17 protein-coding genes are annotated in these 19,281 nt (G+C 48.5%); 10 read left to right on the top strand and 7 right to left on the bottom strand.

What is annotated here, in order from left to right; genetic code table 11:
* Nucleotides 1-83: 83 nt before the first annotated feature.
* The 6 genes from ACJJIT_RS09610 (at nt 84) to ACJJIT_RS09585 (ending at nt 5,302) form a co-directional block, all read left to right on the top strand.
* The gene (locus ACJJIT_RS09610; protein ID WP_252085857.1) at nt 84-473 is read left to right on the top strand and encodes a c-type cytochrome; all 390 of its coding nucleotides are present in this window, start codon (nt 84-86) and stop codon (nt 471-473) included.
* A 6-nt stretch (nt 474-479) separates the two neighbouring features.
* Nucleotides 480-1,871 (top strand): D-arabinono-1,4-lactone oxidase, encoded by a 1,392-nt coding sequence (locus ACJJIT_RS09605; protein ID WP_444900814.1) that lies wholly within the window; start codon nt 480-482, stop codon nt 1,869-1,871.
* A gap of 49 nt (nt 1,872-1,920) precedes the next feature.
* Nucleotides 1,921-3,210, top strand: coding sequence for a DSD1 family PLP-dependent enzyme (locus tag ACJJIT_RS09600; RefSeq protein WP_444900813.1), 1,290 nt, complete (start codon nt 1,921-1,923; stop codon nt 3,208-3,210).
* A gap of 95 nt (nt 3,211-3,305) precedes the next feature.
* Nucleotides 3,306-3,731: a hypothetical protein gene (locus tag ACJJIT_RS09595; protein WP_252085860.1), complete on the top strand. Its 426-nt coding sequence runs from the start codon at nt 3,306-3,308 to the stop codon at nt 3,729-3,731.
* 130 nt (nt 3,732-3,861) lie between these two features.
* Nucleotides 3,862-4,518 (top strand): DUF6962 family protein, encoded by a 657-nt coding sequence (locus ACJJIT_RS09590; RefSeq protein ID WP_444900812.1) that lies wholly within the window; start codon nt 3,862-3,864, stop codon nt 4,516-4,518.
* 193 nt (nt 4,519-4,711) lie between these two features.
* Nucleotides 4,712-5,302: a cytochrome b gene (locus tag ACJJIT_RS09585; RefSeq protein WP_252085862.1), complete on the top strand. Its 591-nt coding sequence runs from the start codon at nt 4,712-4,714 to the stop codon at nt 5,300-5,302.
* A 787-nt stretch (nt 5,303-6,089) separates the two neighbouring features.
* Here ACJJIT_RS09585 and arsJ read toward each other — a convergent pair.
* The 6 genes from arsJ to ACJJIT_RS09555 all read right to left on the bottom strand — a co-directional run bounded on the left by arsJ (nt 6,090) and on the right by ACJJIT_RS09555 (nt 12,444).
* Entirely contained in the window at nt 6,090-7,337 is a 1,248-nt protein-coding gene (arsJ, locus tag ACJJIT_RS09580; protein WP_444900811.1) for an organoarsenical effux MFS transporter ArsJ, read from the bottom strand.
* A gap of 98 nt (nt 7,338-7,435) precedes the next feature.
* The gene (locus tag ACJJIT_RS09575; protein ID WP_444900810.1) at nt 7,436-8,431 is read right to left on the bottom strand and encodes an ArsJ-associated glyceraldehyde-3-phosphate dehydrogenase; all 996 of its coding nucleotides are present in this window, start codon (nt 8,429-8,431) and stop codon (nt 7,436-7,438) included.
* A 108-nt stretch (nt 8,432-8,539) separates the two neighbouring features.
* Nucleotides 8,540-8,884, bottom strand: coding sequence for a metalloregulator ArsR/SmtB family transcription factor (locus ACJJIT_RS09570; RefSeq protein ID WP_444900809.1), 345 nt, complete (start codon nt 8,882-8,884; stop codon nt 8,540-8,542).
* 19 nt (nt 8,885-8,903) lie between these two features.
* Nucleotides 8,904-9,323 carry an arsenate reductase ArsC gene (locus ACJJIT_RS09565; RefSeq protein WP_444900808.1) on the bottom strand — a complete coding sequence of 140 codons (420 nt, stop codon included), beginning with the start codon at nt 9,321-9,323 and terminating at the stop codon, nt 8,904-8,906.
* A gap of 112 nt (nt 9,324-9,435) precedes the next feature.
* Nucleotides 9,436-10,251, bottom strand: a complete 816-nt coding sequence (xthA, locus tag ACJJIT_RS09560; protein WP_444900807.1) for an exodeoxyribonuclease III — start codon at nt 10,249-10,251, stop codon at nt 9,436-9,438.
* A 93-nt stretch (nt 10,252-10,344) separates the two neighbouring features.
* Nucleotides 10,345-12,444: a carboxy terminal-processing peptidase gene (locus ACJJIT_RS09555; RefSeq protein ID WP_444900806.1), complete on the bottom strand. Its 2,100-nt coding sequence runs from the start codon at nt 12,442-12,444 to the stop codon at nt 10,345-10,347.
* 815 nt (nt 12,445-13,259) lie between these two features.
* On the opposite strand from ACJJIT_RS09555, the gene ACJJIT_RS09550 reads away from it, so the two are divergent.
* Nucleotides 13,260-13,919 (top strand): tRNA-dependent cyclodipeptide synthase, encoded by a 660-nt coding sequence (locus ACJJIT_RS09550; RefSeq protein WP_252085869.1) that lies wholly within the window; start codon nt 13,260-13,262, stop codon nt 13,917-13,919.
* A 173-nt stretch (nt 13,920-14,092) separates the two neighbouring features.
* Here ACJJIT_RS09550 and ACJJIT_RS09545 read toward each other — a convergent pair whose 3' ends face one another.
* Nucleotides 14,093-14,635, bottom strand: coding sequence for a lipocalin family protein (locus ACJJIT_RS09545; protein WP_444900805.1), 543 nt, complete (start codon nt 14,633-14,635; stop codon nt 14,093-14,095).
* Nucleotides 14,636-15,250: 615 nt separating this feature from the next.
* Between ACJJIT_RS09545 and ACJJIT_RS09540 the strand changes: the two genes are divergently transcribed.
* From ACJJIT_RS09540 to ACJJIT_RS09530, 3 genes are all read left to right on the top strand, one after another.
* Nucleotides 15,251-16,507, top strand: a complete 1,257-nt coding sequence (locus ACJJIT_RS09540) for an FAD-dependent oxidoreductase (RefSeq protein ID WP_444900804.1) — start codon at nt 15,251-15,253, stop codon at nt 16,505-16,507.
* 274 nt (nt 16,508-16,781) lie between these two features.
* Nucleotides 16,782-17,951, top strand: a complete 1,170-nt coding sequence (locus ACJJIT_RS09535; RefSeq protein WP_444900803.1) for a Gfo/Idh/MocA family protein — start codon at nt 16,782-16,784, stop codon at nt 17,949-17,951.
* Between the two features lie 222 nt (nt 17,952-18,173).
* A complete protein-coding gene (locus tag ACJJIT_RS09530; protein ID WP_444900802.1) occupies nt 18,174-19,235 on the top strand; it encodes a sugar phosphate isomerase/epimerase family protein in 1,062 nt (353 codons plus the stop codon).
* Nucleotides 19,236-19,281 lie beyond the last annotated feature (46 nt).

Below are 19,281 nucleotides of genomic sequence, written 5' to 3'. Positions count from 1 at the left end.
ATGGTTGCAGTTTAAGTACACAACGCCCACCTCAGGCTCCAGAGCCTGGGAAATATTAACAATAATGTAGTAGGTGTACATACATGGAACTGGTAGGACCTCACCGGAGCCTTAGGCTCTTCTGCGCCCCCCTTATTGTGGCTTTACTGACGAGTGGTTGCTCGGAATCCAGCGACAGTAGCCCTAAAAACCGTTTGGCCTTAGCCCAACAAGCGCTGACTTTGGCGCCCGCTGATCCAGAAATTGCTGAAATCTATCAGCGAACCTGTCGCAGCTGTCACAGCACTGGGGTCAGCGCTGCGCCACTCACTGGGGACATTGCCGGCTGGGAACCGCGTCTCGACAAGGGAATGGATGTATTGGTTGAAAACGCGATTAATGGTTTCCAGGGGATGCCGCCACTGGGCCTTTGTTTCGAGTGCTCACCGGAGCAGTTTGAACAGTTAATTGCCTTTATGGCCTCTGCGGAGTAAGGGATTATGCAGCAGTCACGTCGCCGCTTTATTACAACTATTGCCGCTGGTTCTACAGCTATCGCTGCTACTCCAATCTCCTCTATGGCACGCACCTTGGTACAGGCGAGTGGCCCAGTAAAGCGTAAGGGTATCCGCTGGCGCAACTGGTCTGGTTCGCAAGACTGCCTGCCCAGTGAACGTCTGGCACCAAAGACAATCGCCGAACTACAGCAACGTGTAGCTGATGCTAAAGGTGCTGTTAGAGCTGTGGGGGCTGGGCACTCCTTCACGGCCTTGGTACCCACCGATGACACCATTCTCTCGCTCGGGCGTATTAGCGGTGTGGCCGATTATAGTAGCGAAACCACCCAGGCTACGATTTACGCGGGTACACGTATAGCCGATCTTGGCCAGCCGCTTGAAGATATTGGTCAAGCCTTGATTAATCAGCCGGATATTGATGAGCAAACTCTCGGCGGATGCCTGGCCACTGCCACTCATGGCACTGGGGCCGGTTTAGGTTGTATGTCCAGCTATGTAACGGGATTGGAGCTGGTTACGGCAGATGGCAGCACTCTGTGGTGCGATACAGAGCAAAACCCAGAGACTTTCATAGCAGCCAAAGTTTCCCTGGGTAGCCTGGGGTTAGTGACCAAGGTGCGTATGCAGAACCAGTCCAGTTACAAACTCCGGCGAGAATCCTGGGTGGCTCCCATGGGGGAGGTGCTTGAGCAGGCGGAGACACTTGCGGAGTCAAATCGCAATTTCGAGTTTTACTATATTCCTTTCTCCGGAATGTGTATGGCTGATACGCACCAACTAACGGATGAAGAGATCTTTACTACCGCGCGTGAAGATACTAACGAAGCTGTAATGACCCTTAAAACTGTTCGAGACTGGCTTGGCTGGTCGCCCAGATTACGGCAATACGCCTTACAGTCTGCAATGGAGGATATTGAAAAGGAGGTGGTTGTGGAGTCCTCTTGGCGAAACTACGCCAGTGAGCGAAATGTTCGCTTCAATGAGATGGAATACCACCTTCCCAGGGAAGCCGGACTGGCCGCTTTTGAGGAGCTACGCCGCACAATCGAAGAGAACAATCTTAATGTGTTCTTTCCTATCGAAGTGCGCTTTGTAAAGGGGGATGATATTTGGTTGAGCCCCTTCTACCAACAGGATTCCGTATCTATTGCGGTACACCGTTACTTTGAGGAGGATTACCAGCCCCTTTTTAAGGCACTGGAACCCATTATGCGCAAGCATGGCGGCAGACCGCACTGGGGGAAACTTAATACCTTGCACCGGCAGGACCTGGCTGGTTTATACCCCCGCTGGCAGGATTTTCTTGAGGTAAGACGTGAGCTTGACCCTAAAGGAAAATTTTTAAACCCGTACCTGAAGAAACTAATTGGTTGATAGGGCCCTTATTCATCTCAGGGCTGAAGAGAGACTAGGGGAGCGAACTGTGCAGAAAACGCGGAGAAAATTTTTACTGGGCGGAGCGGCATTGGGGGTTGCGGCCGCATTTCCTTTGTTAAGGCCTAAAGCTTTGGGGCAGGGGGGGCACACTAACTATTTTCAAAGTCTCTCTAAGGCTCTGGATTCCGCAGGTTTCTCTGGTCCCACAATGGTAGTGGATTTAAACCGCCTGAGAGCCAATGCGACTGTACTTTCTGGGCATCTAAATGGGCACTTTGACTATCGAATTGTTGCCAAATCGTTACCAGCTCTGGGGTTACTGGAGGCGGTTGCCAAACAGACTGGTACGCAGCGGTATATGGTTTTCCATCTACCTTTTTTGCAACAGTTGGCCCAGTCACAACCACAGGCAGATATTTTGCTGGGTAAGCCTCTTCCGATTGCTGCGGCCAAGAGCTTTTATAGCCGCCCAACAACCAGTGGATTTGACCCTAGAACACAACTTCAGTGGCTGATTGATAGCCCTCGGCGGCTACAACAGTATGCGGCACTAGCCGGTAGCCTTGAGCAAAGGTTACAAATCAATATCGAGTTGGATGTGGGGTTGCACCGCGGTGGAGTCAGCGATGCTCGGGACCTTACTGAAATGCTCAATATTATTAAGACAGAACCACTGCTTACTCTGTCAGGATTTATGGGCTATGACGCCCATGCGGCTAAGATGCCGGGTATTTTAGGTGGCCCAGAGAAAGCCATTGATCGCGGTTTGGAGATTTATACTCAGAGGCTTGAGCACGCTAAACAATTGTTGGGTGACCAGTATCCTAAAAGGTTGACGTTGAATGGCGCCGGCAGCCCGACTTACCAGCTTTATAAATCACGCTCAGATAGTGCACCCTGTAATGAGCTGGCGGCAGGTTCCTGTCTTGTTAAACCTACAGATTTTGATATCCCCACCCTCAGTGATCACAAGGCGGCTGCATTTATCGCCAGCCCAGTATTGAAGAAGTTACCGCAGACTCAAATTCCTGGTTTGGAGAAACTAACGGGTACGATGCGCTGGTTAAACCCAAATCGCGAGCAGACATTCTTTATCTCTGGGGGGTATTGGAAGGCGCTGCCCGAATCTCCAGAAGGTCTTTCGATCAATCCTATTTATGGACGCTCTACAAATCAGGAAATGCTCAATGCTTCCAATCAGGTTGTCCTACAAGAGGATGACTGGGTTTTCTTGCGACCAACACAAAGTGAGTCTGTATTTCTTCAGTTTGGGGATATAGCTGTGTATGACAAAGGGGAGATCGTGGAGCGCTGGCCTGTATTAAGTAACTCCTGAAAAAACATCTTTACATGGTTCTAAATAGATGACGCTGTACTGTATATAGCCGTATGTAATCACAAGCAATTATTATAATAAATTTGGAGAGTAACGTGATCTTTGAGCTGGTTTTAGTGCTAAATACTATTTGGTTTTTAATGGGTTTCAATGTTTTCTCCTTGCGGGGAAAGATTTTTGCCAAGCTGGTTGTTCCTAGAGAGCATAGGGATACCCCTGTCTTTGGAATTCTGGCTGAGTCAGGTAAATTTCTGGGCGGGTTTAATTTTTCATTGGCGCTAATGAGTATTCTTTTATTGGTTAATCACGCCTCCTTTTCCGGGGATATTCAAAGATCTATATTGCTTTTTGTTTTTTCTGTTACACATGGTTCTCAGTTTATTTATAACTTGCCAGTCGCGCTAAAGAACCGAAAAGGGGGTGGGCCTTGGAAAGTGAAAGGTGTGATGAAGTTTATATTTATTATGGACTTTATCATGATGATGATTAATTTAACCCTGGCGCTTTGGTATTGGTTGTAATGAGGCTGGTCGTTCGGTGTCGGCTAGTGTTGCCATTGCTGTTATGGGTGGCTTTTACGGTTTGATAGGTGATGCGATATTGCGTGATATTTTCCATATAAATATGCTGCGTTGAAGGGATGTGAAATAGGTGCTTAAATTAACAGATGTACCTACTGAACAAGTTTCGGCAATAACAGACTTGGTATTGGCTGTATTGGCGTTGTTTATATTTCTTTATTTTATTAGGCCGGAATTCAAGTCTAGCTGGAAGAGAAATTGCTGGATTTGTTTCTTTGGGGTGATGTTTGTCGTTGGCCTATTGGGTTCGGTAATTCATGGTTTTCAGATTGCCGGACCTGAAAGAATATTCATGTGGCATGTTTTATTTTTTTTTCTCGGTCTTTTTCTGGTGTCGTTTACACTCGCTATTATTGGTGATCTTGCCGGTGAGCGAATATCAAGAAAGTTATTGCCCTACATATTTTTAATTGGCCTGATATTTTATTTCATTGCAGTATCTAGAATTGATGGTTTCATAGTATTTGTGGGTTATCAAGCGTTAGTGATGATTCCTGTTGTTATTGGTTATACATGGATGGGGGTTATGGGGCGTTTACCTGGGGCTTGGTATATGGTTATTGGCGGGTTTGTTTCTCTCCTGGCTGTGGTATTGCAAGTCAGAACAGCTTTGGAGTTTACGTTTATTTGGACGTTTAACCACAATAGTCTTTATCATATGGTTCAAACAATAGGCGTATTGTTCTTTTTTGCAGGAATAAGAAAGTCACTGCAGGCATCAATATGATGTTTTACGCAATTTAATTCTTTAGGTTTTTATGAATCGAAATCCTCTACTCAAAGCGCTGTGATCTATAGGGGGCATAGAAAAGGCGCCCACACCCCCCTAAGTATTCATGATTGAAGCTGTATTATAAGGCCCCTGGCCAGCTTTAGGTTTATAGTGTTTTAGGCTGCAAAATTTATAAAGAAGGCATTCTATGGGCGCCCGAAATACTATCTATGAATATGGGGCAGTTGCCAAGTGGCTTCATTGGATAATAGCATTCTTAATTCTAGGATCTTACGTCAGTGTCTATTACCTCCAATGGTTTACTGAAGAGGATACCCCAGCAAACTGGATTGCCTTACAGCTGCACTTGTCTATTGGCATAACGATTGGTGCTTTTGTACTGTTACGGATATTTTGGCGTTTGACTAATCCCACTCCGAAACTGGAACCTGGCTCCAGGCTGGAGCACTTTGCCGCGCATACAGGCCATTTTCTGTTATATGTAGTCATGATACTTGCACCATTAACCGGATACCTAGGAACTGGGGTGAATACTGAGTACTTTTTCCTGTTTGAAATCCCTCAGTTTGCTGACACTTCCCTTTTTGCCCACCTTGTTCAGAATAAAATGGGCTTGACCTTCAAACAGTTCGAGGAACCTATCGATTTCATTCATAAGGAAGTGCTGGGTGAATGGCTTATCTGGTTACTTATTTTGGGACACTTCCTGGCAGCCCTTTATCATCACTTTATAAAGAAAGACCGTACACTGATTAGGATGACTACGGGTAATCAGTGAAACAAGTACTCTTATAAAGTCATTTACCTTGCCCGTGATTTAAATGGCTCTACTATGTGTTCGTTGGTCGATAACCATAAAGCCAGAGTGCTCTGTTTGACCCTTGATAATGTTGCCGAGACCAGGAATGTATTTTTGAAAATCAGTTGTGCCTGCATTAAGGTTTTATTTATGACTCTAGTGAGGAAATTACTTTACCTAATCGCATCCTCAAAGATATAAAAGGCTTTACTGGCGATTAAGTCCAGTATCTGAAAAGTTGCAGGGGGCTGATAATCTTGGTCTTTCATACCTATGTAAGCGCTATTGAGCTAAAAAGTTCTCCGCACCTGACAGAGTATTGAGGCTAGTATTGGCGCCAGATTTCCGTGCCGTTCCCGCAATCGATGTTTATATAAATTTTGGAGATCCTTCTAAGGGAATCTGAATGTTTATTGTACTGAGTAATTTGCATATATAACCCTGCCAAGATTTTACCCTGGTGTATTGGCAGAATTTGATGCCAATTTGGCATAGAAATTTGGCGCTCGGTTTTCTAATCTTCTGCCTATAACAATGTACCCATCCATAGAGATGGCCTGATAGTTTGGAGTCTGAGTAATAACCGGTATGGTCGTTTACTGCGGGTCCTAAGTGGTAGCTTATGTGTAGTCGTTTATCTTGGATATTGTGGTCCGGAGCTCTCTTGTTATTGGCTGGCTGTGATCCCCCCGGGGAATTCCACCCCATAGCGAGGGTGGAACCATTGGTCATACTTTCAATTGAAAGCCTCTAATCAGCTATCTGATTAAGTTACTGCATTGATCATCGGGTTGTCTTCTTCGTTGTGTTTTGGCAATGCAAGCGAAATGAAGGTTGCCAAAAACAGCAAGCACGTGGATACCAACAGGCAAGCTTGTAAACCGGCAATCTGGAAAATCCAGCCCGACAACAGAGTTCCGGTAAGGCGGCCCAGAGCGTTAGCCATGTAGTAAAACCCCACATCCATAGAAACGCTATCTTCTCTGGCATAAGCGACGATCAAGTAGCTGTGCACAGAAGAGTTCACTGCAAATAACAGAGCGAATACCATGAGGCCCAACAAAATGCTGAGTTGAGGGTGGAAGCCGATATAGAGTGAGAAGGCAATCAGCGCAGGTATCAGAGTTAATGCGCAGCCCCACAATAGGGCGGTTCGGCCATCAGGCAGTGCCGAAGAAAAACTTCCAGTGATCCTTGGGGCAAAGGCTTGTGCTGCGCCATAACCGATGATCCAGCAGGCTAGGAATGCACCGACTTGCCAGTGGCCCCAATCGAATTCGCTCGCCAGGAAAACAGGCAGGGCGATTACAAACCAAACATCACGAGATGCAAATAGGAACAGTCTTGCTGCCGCAAGGATATTCACCGGGCGACTCTTAGAAAATACATCTTGAAAGCGGGCTTTCACTTTCGTTTTACCCAAATCTTTTCGTAAAAATTTCTTACTCAAAAGCAATACTGAGGCGAGAGCGACTGCCATTGCGAATATAGCCCCGCGAAATTCCAGCAGCGCCAGTAGGCCTCCCCCCATAAAGAACCCAATGCCTTTCAGGGCATTCTTGGAGCCAGTCAGTAGGGCGATCCAGCGATAAAGAGTTCCTTGGGTATTGTTGTCAGGTAGCAAAAGCTTGATTGAGCTTTTCGCGCTCATCTTGTTTAGGTCTTTGGCTATGCCAGATATCCCCTGAGCGGCCATAACCAAAGGCACACTGAGATAGCTGGAAGGGACCAATAACATAGCTAAAGCGCAAACCTGTAATGCCAGACCAATATTCATGGTGCGATTAAGGCCTAGCCGGGCACCGAGCCATCCCCCCACCAAATTGGTGACTACTCCAAAAAACTCATAGAAAAGAAACAGTAGGGCTATTTCGAGAGGGGTGTACCCCAGGGTATGGAAATGCAGAAGCACCAGCATGCGCAGTGCGCCATCAGTTAGAGTAAAAGACCAATAGTTACCAGTCACCAATAAATATTGGTGTACCGAGGGCGAAAGGGTGGAGAAAAACTGCATGGGTTTTGGCTCTAACTACTAGGGGCTCCTGGCCTGAAGATCAGGCCAGCCCCGCGGGTATTTATCAGTTTTTTATTGGTGGGATCTAGGACATTGGCTTATCCAATCAGGCGAGCCAGCTCTGCAGTACGGTTGGCATAGCCCCACTCGTTGTCATACCAGGTATAAATTTTCACTTGAGTGCCATTGACCACCATGGTGGACAGTGCATCAACAATGCTGGAACGTGGGTCGGTTTTGTAATCCACAGATACCAGAGGACGTTCCTCATAACCGAGAATATTTTTCAGCTCGCCCTCTGCTGCGGCTTTCAGTAGGTTATTAACTTCATCCACAGTTGTTTCCCGTTCTACTTCGAAAACACAATCCGTCAGGGAGGCATTGGCCAGCGGGACTCGTACGGCATGGCCGTTCAGCTTGCCGGTCAACTCCGGGAAGATGGCGGTGATTGCTGTGGCTGAGCCGGTAGTAGTGGGTATCAGGCTGGCTCCACAGGCCCTTGCGCGGCGCAGATCTGCATGGGGCGCATCAAGGATTGTCTGGGTATTAGTGATATCGTGGATAGTAGTGATAGAGCCATGCTTGATGCCCAGTTTTTCATGTATCACTTTTACCACCGGGGCCAAACAGTTTGTGGTGCAGGAGGCTGCAGTAACAACTTGATGCTTGGCTGGATCATAAATGTGCTGATTCACCCCCAAAACAATATTTGGTACCCCGTCTTCTTTTACGGGAGCCGAAACCAGCACACGCTTTACCCCCTGCTTTAAATAGCCCTCCAATTGCGCGCTAGTTTTCATTTTCCCAGAGGCTTCAATAACCAGGTCGCAAGCACTCCAGTCTGTGTCGGCAATGGCGAGATTATGGCTACAACTTATTTCCTGGCCAGTAACCGTAATTGTGTTGTCCTTAGCTTCTGCATAATGCTGCCAACGCCCGTGTACCGAATCAAAATTCAGTAAATGAGCAAGGGTGGAAGCGTCTCCAGCGGGGTCATTGATTTGCACAAACTCCAACTCTGGCCAGTCCCAGGCTGCGCGCAGCACAAGCCGACCGATACGACCAAATCCATTGATTCCGACTTTGATAGCCATGTTGTAACTCCTGAGTAATCTAAATATATGAAAAATCGCATATATCCAGGTAAATTTTTTCAGCGACTTAGTGATATTACTTGCCAGCAAAATACCTACTGCCGTGACTTAGCAGCATAGGCTAGCTCTTTGGGGCCTATCTCCCATTAGGATCAAGTTGCGAAGATCTTCGGCAATAAAGTGCTGATTTGCCTGCAAAGTGTCTTGAAGGATCGATTTGGCCCAGTTGCCCAGTTCAGGGTTGATGCGGTAAAAGATCCACTGTCCCTGGCGGCGGTCCCGCAATAAATCAGCGCCGCGGAGTAGGGCTAAGTGCCGAGATATTTTGGGTTGGCTCAAACCCATAGCAGCAGTGAGTTCGCACACACAAAGTTCTCCCTCGTGGGTGATCAGTAGAAGCGTGCGCAGGCGGGTATCGTCTGCCAGGCACTTGTAGAACTGAACTGGGTTCAAGGCTTACCCCAAATCTTGTTTACGCCGCTTTCACGGCCTTGTTATACACCAGGACAAAAAGTTTGATGCGGGTACTCAGTTCCAACACCGTTGTGTAAAAGGGTTTGAAGCAATGCCGGCTCGCTGGGTCCTCAAAATTCCATGAAATCAGCCTACCGTGCCCAGCGACGGGTACATACTCGTTATGGCTCTTGTCACACAGGGTAATGACCAAATCAAAGTTCCGGTCAGCTACCTCCTGCAAGCTTTTGGAACACAGCCCCTTGATCGGAATGCCGAAGCGCTGAAGGGCTTTAATAGCTCGGACATCCACGGGGGTGGGATCTGTTCCTGCACTAAAAACCTCAAAGAGCTCTCCCCCGTAGTAGCGCAATAAAGCCTCAGCTATTAACGAACGCGCTGAATTTCCTGAGCAGACGAACAGGATGCGCCTCTTCATAGGAATGCTCCAGAACGGCAATCCGTTCAACTTAGTGGGCATTATATATGGAAAAGCGAATATTCAAAGGACCAAAAAAACCGGGAGCAGATCCCGGTTATTCACTAAATGCTTAGAGCTTGAACTCTGCCCAGACCGGCGCATGGTCTGAGGGGCGCTCCATAGCGCGGATATCATAATCGACCCCTGTGGCCACACAATGTTCCATCAGAGGGCTTGTAGCCATAATCAAGTCGATCCGCAGCCCACGCTTGGGCTCGCGGTCAAAACCCTTACTGCGATAGTCAAACCAGCTAAATACATCATCTGTATCAGGATTCATCGCACGGAAAGTATCCGCCAAGCCCCAGGCCTCGATTTTCTGCAGCCATTCGCGCTCTTCTGGAAGGAAGCTGCACTTGCCGTCGCGCAGCCAGCGCTTGCGATTGGGCTCCCCGATACCGATGTCCAGATCACTCGGAGAGATGTTCATGTCGCCAATAACCAGCACCGGGGCTTCGGGATCGCAGGTGGTTTGTAGATAGGTATCGAGGTCAGCGTAGTACTTTTGCTTTGCCGGGAATTTTACTGGGTGTTCACGATTCTCGCCCTGGGGAAAGTAGCCGTTGATGACGGTGAGAGGTTTACTGCCGCCAATATCGAACTTTCCCATGACCATACGGCGCTGGGCGTTATCGTCGTCGGTAGGAAAGCCATATTCGCGATCGATAAATGGTAGGCGTGAGAGCAGGGCAACACCGTAGTGTGTTTTTTGGCCAAAATAGATTAGCTCGTAACCCAGGTCGCGAATGGCATCTACAGGAAAGTCTTCATCGGTAACCTTGGTTTCCTGAAGACCAATGATATCGGGTTGATGGCTATCTACCAGAGCCTGCATTTGGTGCAGGCGAGTGCGAATACTGTTGACGTTAAAGGAAACGACTTTCATTTCTTCCCCCAAATGAAAAAGGTCGGGCAAGCCCGACCTAATTGTTTACTGTGCGCATGGGTGTGCCTGGCACCCCCAAAGGGCATCATATCTTTAGAAATTGGCGACTTGCGGCGGTGCCTTACTGGCTTTGTCAGCCAGTCCAATAAAGTCCGCCATTATATAGCCCGCTTCGTTCAAGATTGGATCTTTTTCTAATTTGATTTCCACAGGGCCACCAATAGTTGCCACTTCTTCAGACTCACTCTCTTCATAAGCCTCGAAATCCTTGTAGGGTTCAAGCCCTTTTGCTTCGCGACGGCGGTTCTCCATGGAGAGCAGGCGCTGGTTCACGTTTTCACGTTCTTGCTCTCGCATTACCTCATTAAGGGAGAGATGCTTTCTATCGGCGCGTTCGCTCTCAAACTTGAATTGATCGCGCAGGAATATGAAGTCCGGATCTGATGCTGTGCGCTTATTGTGCTTAGTGAGCAGATTAGGAATCAGAGTCTTCAGATTAAAGTACTTGGCGTGTGGTACGGCGTGGATACGGTCCCAGGGCAGGGCGGTATCGTAAGCGCTTTCACCAACACTCTCCGCATCAATAAGTTGCGGCATGGGGATATCGGGTTTCACGCCCGCGTGCTGGGTGCTATCACCAGATACGCGGTAGAACTTGGACTGGGTAATTTTTAACTGGCCTTCTTTCAGGGGCGCCATAGTTTGCACGGTGCCTTTACCAAAAGATTGATTGCCAACAACCAAGCCGCGGTTGTAGTCCTGGATGGCGCCGGCGAAGATCTCGGAAGCTGATGCCGAGAGGCGGTTAATCAATACCATCAGCGGGCCGCGATACATTGCGCGAGAGCGGGAGCGGTTGTGCCGTGAAATCTGCTCATTAGCGTGGCGGATTTGGACTACTGGACCCTGATCGATAAACAGGTCGGTCAACATGGTGGCTTCCTGTAGGGAGCCGCCGCCATTGTTGCGTAGATCCAGAATGATACCGTCTACCTTTTCCTCTTTCAGTTCGCTGAGCAATCTAGCCACATCGCGGGTAGTACTCTTGTAATTGGGGTCGCGGCGACGGTAGGCGTCAAAGTCTATATAGAAGGTCGGCAAGTTGATTACACCGATCTTGTAGCTCTTCTTACCATCTGAAAATTCGAATACGGCCTTCTTGGCAGCCTGATCTTCAAGCTTCACTTTACTGCGCTTGATCAGGATGGTTTTGTGCGTGCCGTCGCCGCCGGTGGGAATAGTTTCCAGGCGCACGAAGGTGCCGGCCTTACCGCGGATTAGATCCACCACGTCATCCAGCCGCCAGCCGACGACATCGACCATTTCACCATCTTTATCCTGGCCGACCCCTACAATCTTGTCGTTAGGCTTGATCTTACCGGTGCGGTCAGCAGGACCACCCGCTACCAATCGGGCAACCTTGGTGTATTCCTCATCCCCCTGCAGCACGGCACCGATGCCCTCCAGAGACAACGACATGCTCATGTTGAAGTTTTCCAGGGAGCGTGGGGACAGATAGTTACTGTGGGGATCATAGAGGCGAGTCAACGAGTTCATATAGAGCTCGAATACGTCATTGCTGTTTTGCTGCTCAAGGCGCTTCTTTTGACCTTTATAGCGGCGTTCCAGCAAATCGCGAATATCCTCATCCTCTTTACCTGTGAGCCTCAGGTTTAAGACGCTGCTCTTCAGGCGCTTACGCCAAAGATCATCGGCATCACTGATGGAGGTAGGCCACTGACTCTCCTCACGGTCGAGTTCGAGGGATTCATCGCGATCGAAATCGAAAGCGGGCAAGCCTTTTTCGAGCTGGGATAAGATATTGTCCAACCGATCGCCCATACGCAGGCGGAAACGGTTATAAATCTCAAAGCCTGCTTTGACATCGCCAGCGCGTAGCTGGTCATCCAGCTTGGTTTGCCATTCGCGGAACTCATTGATGTCTGAGGCGAGGAAGTAGCTTTTGGTGGGATCTAGAGCATCAATGTACTCGTCCCAAAGGTCTTCCGACATTTCGTCTCCGACCTTGATTTTGTTGTAGTGCAGCATTTCTAGCTTGCCGACAATCTCCCTGGCAGTACTGCCCTGGTCCTTTTCAGGAGCCAGAAGCTCGGTCTCTGCCAGAGCGGTTGTGGAAAGCAGGCCAATGACCAAGAAGCCGGAAAATAGAGCGGCGATCCGATTGGTAAGCATAGGGAGTCTCTTTATACGTCCTACTTCATAGGCGACCAGCCTTTATGGCTTAGCGACCTATAGCTTAGGACAAGTATAAAGGCTGAAAGCTCCGAAGGGCATGAAATACCTCCAATCAGAGATGGATCTTTTCCACATTAGGCACATTTAGCAAAATAGAGTTTCCTACTATCCATTATTTAGGGCATTTGGTCTCAAATGGAGGCGGTTGGCACGGCTCGGTTTTGATGATTTTTACGTCTGAAGAGCATTTTTGACCAGCTAGTCGAGCATAGAGTGATTGAGTGCCGGGAAAATGGATACCGCTAAAAAGAAAAGGAATTGAGTTGATACACCCGCTGTTTTAAGAGCCCCCTATCAGTTCCGGGATGTCTTTAGCGTTCTGAGTGGTTCGGGTGAAAGTGCAGCTTCGCAAGGATATCTAGCCCTCAGAATGAAATCGCAACACAGAGTGAACTGCTCTAAAAGACTTACAGGAAGGGCCCTTAAGGCCGAATTTTCTTTTACGGCGAGCGGTGCCAAGCAGCGGCAATCCTCAAGTCCCGCAGAGTCATTCTGAATTAGTTCAGAGGCCTTTTAAATGCGTACTGCTTCAACGTGGCTTAACGGTCACGCCCGAGGGCTCAATTAATGGGATTGGTTACCGATTATTTATATCTAAGACATATGTATTGATATTGAAGGTAAGCATCTAGGCGAGAGTTAATTGCGGTTCAGGTCAACCTTTTCTGCTTAATACTGCTCATTATTCCCGGTAAAAATGTTGCACTGAATCGATCTACTGGCTCCCCAGTGCTGTTCCATGGAGTTGTAGGATGAAGGTTGAATTTGCAACGTCGCGTTCACAAGAAATCTATGAGATGGCTGACCTAGCGGTAATAGGTGTAAGTCCTTTCAACAGCTACTTCTCCGAGGGGCAGATTGCTCGGCTTGCAAAGTGGGCGCAAAGTCACTTTAAGCGAGTCATGTTTTTTATTCCCGATAATGCTGCTGAATATACACAGATCGCACTTGGCTATGAGGAAGAGAAGGCGAGAAAAAGAGCTCGACGACAGTGCCACTATCTGCATAACAAGGTCTATCGCGCTTCGGGCTCGTGTGCTGTAGACAGTGAATTGGTTGACTCCGAGTGGTTGAAACAATCTGAGCTCTATTCTCGCTGGCTCTATCAGTTTGAGCAGGAGTTTCACTTGAATGATGGTTTCCGCGAGGGTTGTCTGGAAGCCAGTAGATGGGTGCTGGAGCACCATCTAGCGGAAGAAGAAGTTACATTCGAGATGGTTTCAATAGCGGTGAGATATCTTTTGGCGGAGTTGCCGGTGATTTTGCATTCTGCAGATATCGTGGGTACAGATTCCTCATGTTTCTGCTATCACAGCTGTCCCAGATATTTAGATGACCTCTTTCACGAGAGTGGTCAAGAGGCTGCGGGAGAGAGAAATGGTTATGTGATTGTGAGAAATGACGGTGAGTAATAGTAGACGCTATGGCCTGCGAATGTGGTGTGAAAGGACACATTTAAGCTAGAAAATACATTAATAAATAGATTTAACATATTGATATATATGTATTTTATAGAACTTAATGTAAATTCTAACTTTCAGAGGGCGAGTGGAGCAAAAGCTCCGCTCGCCTTTGGTTCATTGGGTTAATTTGGTAGTTGCTTGGTCATTATGATGTGGTCGATATTGTAACCGTGCTTAGTGACAGCCAATTCAAGCAGCTCATCTACAATGGCCTCATCCAGTTGTGGAGTTCGACTTAGAAGATAAAGGCTGCTGCGATTGGGGTCGCCCACGAGGGACCATTGATATGCTGGGTCTAGCTCTAGAACCCAGTAGTTACCATTGGTTTTCCCATCGAAGAATGAAACCGCAAGTTTGCTATTCGTATCATCTAGAGGGGTAGCGGTACCTTGCACGCTGATGGGAAAACCGTACTTTGGGTGTAGGATTCGGCAAAAATTGAAAACACTGAGTGTGCCATCATCGTTGAGACCGTAGTCTGCCGTGACTGCTGTACAGGCAGGCTGGAAGATCTGTGGCAGTCGGGCTATTTCATACCACTTGCCAACGTACTGATAGACGTCCACGTAGGGGACCGTCTCAAGCTCAGATTCATTATCAGCCCAAGAGAGCTGCCCTCCAAAAGCCAATAGAAGAACCCCCAAACCTTTTACCAAACCCTTCATATTCACATTTCCTTGTCATTGGATTGAATTACTTTCCACCGTACCAATTGTGCGATGGCCAACTCTTTACGGGAGGTAAGCTGGAACGGATTAACCAATTGTCCGTTTGGGGCAAAGTTTCACAATAACTTCAAGAATGGCCAGGAGTGCCCGCTGAATTTAGGCCAATCGATTGACAAAAAAGGCAATCTTGACTAACTGCCTATCCATTAGCGCGGTAGCAAGGGAGCAACAGTGAGCAAAACGCCATCACTATCGGCCGTAGTTACATTGACATGGGCGGTTAGCTGGAGAGCAATCCTTCTCAACCTTCCAATTTACATGCCGTTTTCCGTTCTACATAAACTGGGCTATGAGTTTCCAATCTGGTTTTGGTACCTTCTTTGTATCGTGGGTGGGTTTTTGTCTTATGTTCTTGCATTTTGGTGGCTCTTCTCGCGAGGTTACGGCGCCCCAAATCTCCGGAAATTGAAAATAGTTGAATAAAAAAACAGCAACAAGCAGGTATCAAACGAGATAGATTGAGGTTGTTTTTCCGGCATCGTCGCAAATTCATTGTGGCAACTAAGGCTGATAACTACTCCAATCATGCCAAACCATTAAGCAGGCCATCCTATGTCACAGGAAATTCCCGTTGATGTACTGATCCTAGGAGGTGGTATTCAGGGGGTAACCCTGATGAGAGAGCTGATACCAGAGTACTCGGTGGTACTGGTCGACGATGAGTTCGGTGACGCCGAGTCTCTACATTTCCACGGTTATTTCTCTTCCGGCTGGAATGCGGCTAACCCCCAAGCTGCTGAAATTTACCGATGTGCCGCGCAGCGCTGGCACAAAGAACTTGCGACTAGCGGCGTGAACAGTCGCATAACAGATTTCCATGCAGCGCTGCCCCCAGACTTTCTAAACACTGTTGAAGATAACTGGGCCAGAGCGGCTATTCCCTTTGAGGAAGTTGAGTTGCCCGAGATCTTTGATCCGGATAATTTGCCATCAAATCGCAGGTTCAGATTTCCTGATGATCTTATTTTTGATGGAGCTGCAGCCTATCGCAGTGTCAGCGAACCCTTGAGGAAGCAAATCTATCGTGGGAGGTTGGTCTCGTTTCAGCTTGGGGGGGCAGGGATTGAGCAAGTAACTCTGGATATGGATGGTCGCTCGTGTGAGTTAAAACCAGAGCTGGTGATTTCTGCCTGTGGTGCGGGGAATGCTGAAGTAATTCGGCACTTGGGTGTGGCAGAGGAGCAGATACAAAATGCCCAGTTAGTAAGACCTCTTCATATGCTCTTGGCCCGTGGCCCCAATATCCCGCCAGTTTCAGCTTTGTTGATCGACTTGGTAGTGATGTACCACCCGCTGGAGGGTGGGGAAGGGCTCTGGATTCTTACGCTTAACCCAGAAGTTCCCAAGTTCAAGGCGGGTGTTGTCGATATGTGTATCCCGCCAGAAATAGAGAATGATCTACTTTGTGCATCTTTTAAGCGCCTTTCCAGCGCGATGGTGGCTTTTGAGGCTTGGGCGCAGGGCTGCCAGTGGTCGGTATATGCCGGCTGGAAAACAGATGCACCGGGACCAGATGGTGATCTATTAGTGCACTTGGATTATCCCACTCCATACCAACTGGATGATTATGGCGTGAAAAATTTTCTCGCGGTGTGGCCAAACCATTGGGGCTTGGCTGCTAATGTCGCCGATGATGCTGGAAACTGGGTGCGTTCCAAGCTCAAAAGCCGTCATCCCCAGCCGGGCGCCGATAGTGGATTGCCTCCAGACTCGGGGGTTGGCCATCCCATAGAAAATAAGTGGCAGAGCGACAAACTCAATTGGCTGTGCTGGGAAGATTTCGCTCGAAAAGTAGGCTATCACCGTTAACTTTAACCTCTTCGGGTTAATCAATTTGATTGGTTTCTGTTCGCTGTGGATATAAATACATCGCTCTAAGAAGCAAAATAAACGTCTTGCAATGAAACTGTTGCTTGCAACGGTGAGTTTTTTCTGTATCTTAAAAACAAATGTAACCGGTTACATTTTGCTGCAGGGGTCTGTGAAAGAAGAAATGGACCAGTAGCGATGCAAGATACTTGGCCGGATGGAAAGCGAAAACAATAAGAACCTGGTTGCCAGAGGCAGCTATACGGGAAGCGGTATGGGAAACAAAATAAGAATGGGCATGGTCGGTGGTGGAGAGGGTGCCTTTATTGGTGCTATCCATCGTATGGCAGCTTCCCTCGACGGTGAGATAGAGCTAGTGGCGGGATGTTTTAGCAGTAATCCTGAGCGTGGCCGTAGCAGTGGAGAGAAGTTGGGCCTCAACCCAGAGCGCGTTTACCAGAGTTATGAGCAGATGTTCCTGGAGGAATCCCAGCGTCCTGTTGATGAGCGCATAGAGTTTGTCTCTGTAGTAACTCCCAATGATTTACATCTCCCAGTTTCTATTGCCGCACTGCGAGCGGGGTTTCATGTTCTTTCTGATAAGCCAGCCGCTTGCACACTTGAGGAAACCCTTGCGCTCAAAAACGAAGTCGTACGGAGCGGCCATCTCTATGGTTTGACTCATACCTATGCGGCTTATCCACTTGCAACACAGGCCAGGGCAATCTTAGCCAGGGGAGAGTTAGGGAAAGTTCGCCGAGTGACTGTTGCTTATCCACAAGGCTGGCTGGCATTGGCTGGCGACTCCAGCGGAAGTAAACAAGCCAGTTGGCGGACAGATCCCACACGCTCGGGAGAAAGCGGCTGTTTTGCCGACATTGGTACCCATGCCCACCACTTGGTCGAATTCTTTACCGGTCAGCGTATCTCTGAGGTCTGTGCGGACTTGCAATCAGTAGTCGACCAAAGGGCTCTGGATGATGATGGTGCGGCGCTATTTAAATTAGATCAGGGTGCGCGCGGCACCCTGACAGCCAGCCAAGTCTGTGGTGGGGAAGGGAATAACCTGAATATCAGCGTTTATTGCGAACATGGCTCGCTGTTCTGGGAGCAGGAATCTCCCAATCAATTGCAGTTAAAGCGCAGAGGGGAGCCAGTGGCCCTTTTGAAGGCTGGTGCAGACTGTGGATACTTGGATGACGAGGTCCGAGCTCTTTGTCGAACCCCGCAGGGGCATCCTGAAGGTTATATAGAGGCCTTTGCGAATATTTACCGCGACTTTGCTGCCCAGGTTAGATGCCGCCGGCAAGAACAACCCATTAAAGAAAGTTCTGTCGTGGGGGATATTGATGCGGGTGTCCGTGCTATGGCATTTGTGCGCGGTGCATTGGAAAGCAGCCGTGCGAGTTCTTCTTGGGTGGCGCTGTCGCCATATTGGGAATAAGCAGCTAAATCGTATTGATTCATTTTCAAATAATTTAGGAACCTCTGGCAGGGTGGAAGTCCGGCAGTTAGTACGGCACAGGGAGGTGTCGATGTCGGCCCAGTGCCAGTCCGCTTTTGGAAAGACAGCATTGTGCTTTTCAAAAGAAGCAAGCTGATCACCCAGGAAGGATTGATTGCTTGCAGAGGTAAATAAGTACAGCAGTAAAAAGGATAAGAATAAATGAAGGCACCCAGAATTCAGGGGCCCGGGATATTTCTCGCCCAGTTCCTCCCTCCGAGCGACCAACCGGCTTCACTGGAGTCTATGGCCTGCTGGGCATCGGATCTGGGTTATAAAGGCATTCAGGTTCCCACTTGGGACAAGCGCATCTTTGATCTGGAATTAGCCAGCAGTAGCCAGGCTTACTGTGACGATGTTTTGGGAATCTGTGAGAAGGCGGGAGTTGAAATCTCAGAACTGTCCACGCATTTGCAGGGCCAGCTGGTCGCAGCGCATCCAGCATATAAAGAGATGCTGGATATTTTTTCCCCAGAGGAAGTGCGAGGCAACTTGCCAGCCCGCGCTGAGTGGGCGAGCAATCAACTGATGTTGGCTGCTCGTGCCAGTGCCAATCTAAAGCTTAAATCGCACGCAACATTTTCTGGCGCACTACTTTGGCATACTTTTTATCCCTGGCCCCAACGCCCCGCAATGTTAGTGGAAGAGGGCTTTCGCGAACTGGGCCGGCTGTGGCGCCCTATATTGGATGCGTTTGACAGTGCTGGGGTTGATGTTTGTTATGAGCTTCATCCCGGTGAAGACCTGCACGATGGGCTGACCTTTGAACGTTTTCTTTACGAAGTGGAGGACCACCCAAGAGCGAATATCCTCTATGACCCCAGCCACCTGCTTTTGCAGCAGATGGACTACCTGGCTTTTATCGATATCTATCACGAGCGAATCAAGGCGTTTCACGTGAAAGATGCTGAATTCCATCCGAGTGGTAGGGCCGGAGTTTATGGCGGTTATGCCCCTTGGGTTGATAGACCTGGCCGCTTCCGTTCCCTGGGCGATGGTCAAGTGGACTTCCGCGGGATTTTCAGCCGCTTAACCCAATACGGTTACGACCGCTGGGCGGTACTCGAATGGGAGTGTTGCATTAAGGATCAACAACAGGGGGCCAGTGAGGGGGCACCATTTATTCGGGATCACCTGATTACCGTGGCAGGCAAGGCTTTTGATGATTTTGCTGGTGCAGAAACAGATCGCGCGCGAAATCGTCGGATTTTAGGATTGGATTAAATTTTTCCAAACCAAGTGAATAACCAATAACAATAAATCATGCGGA

The sequence above is a fragment of the Microbulbifer mixtoriginis (SeqCode) genome, from assembly GCF_052467515.1.
The sequence above is the reverse complement of the archived record's forward strand: the minus strand, read 5'-3'. Positions and strand labels throughout refer to the sequence as shown.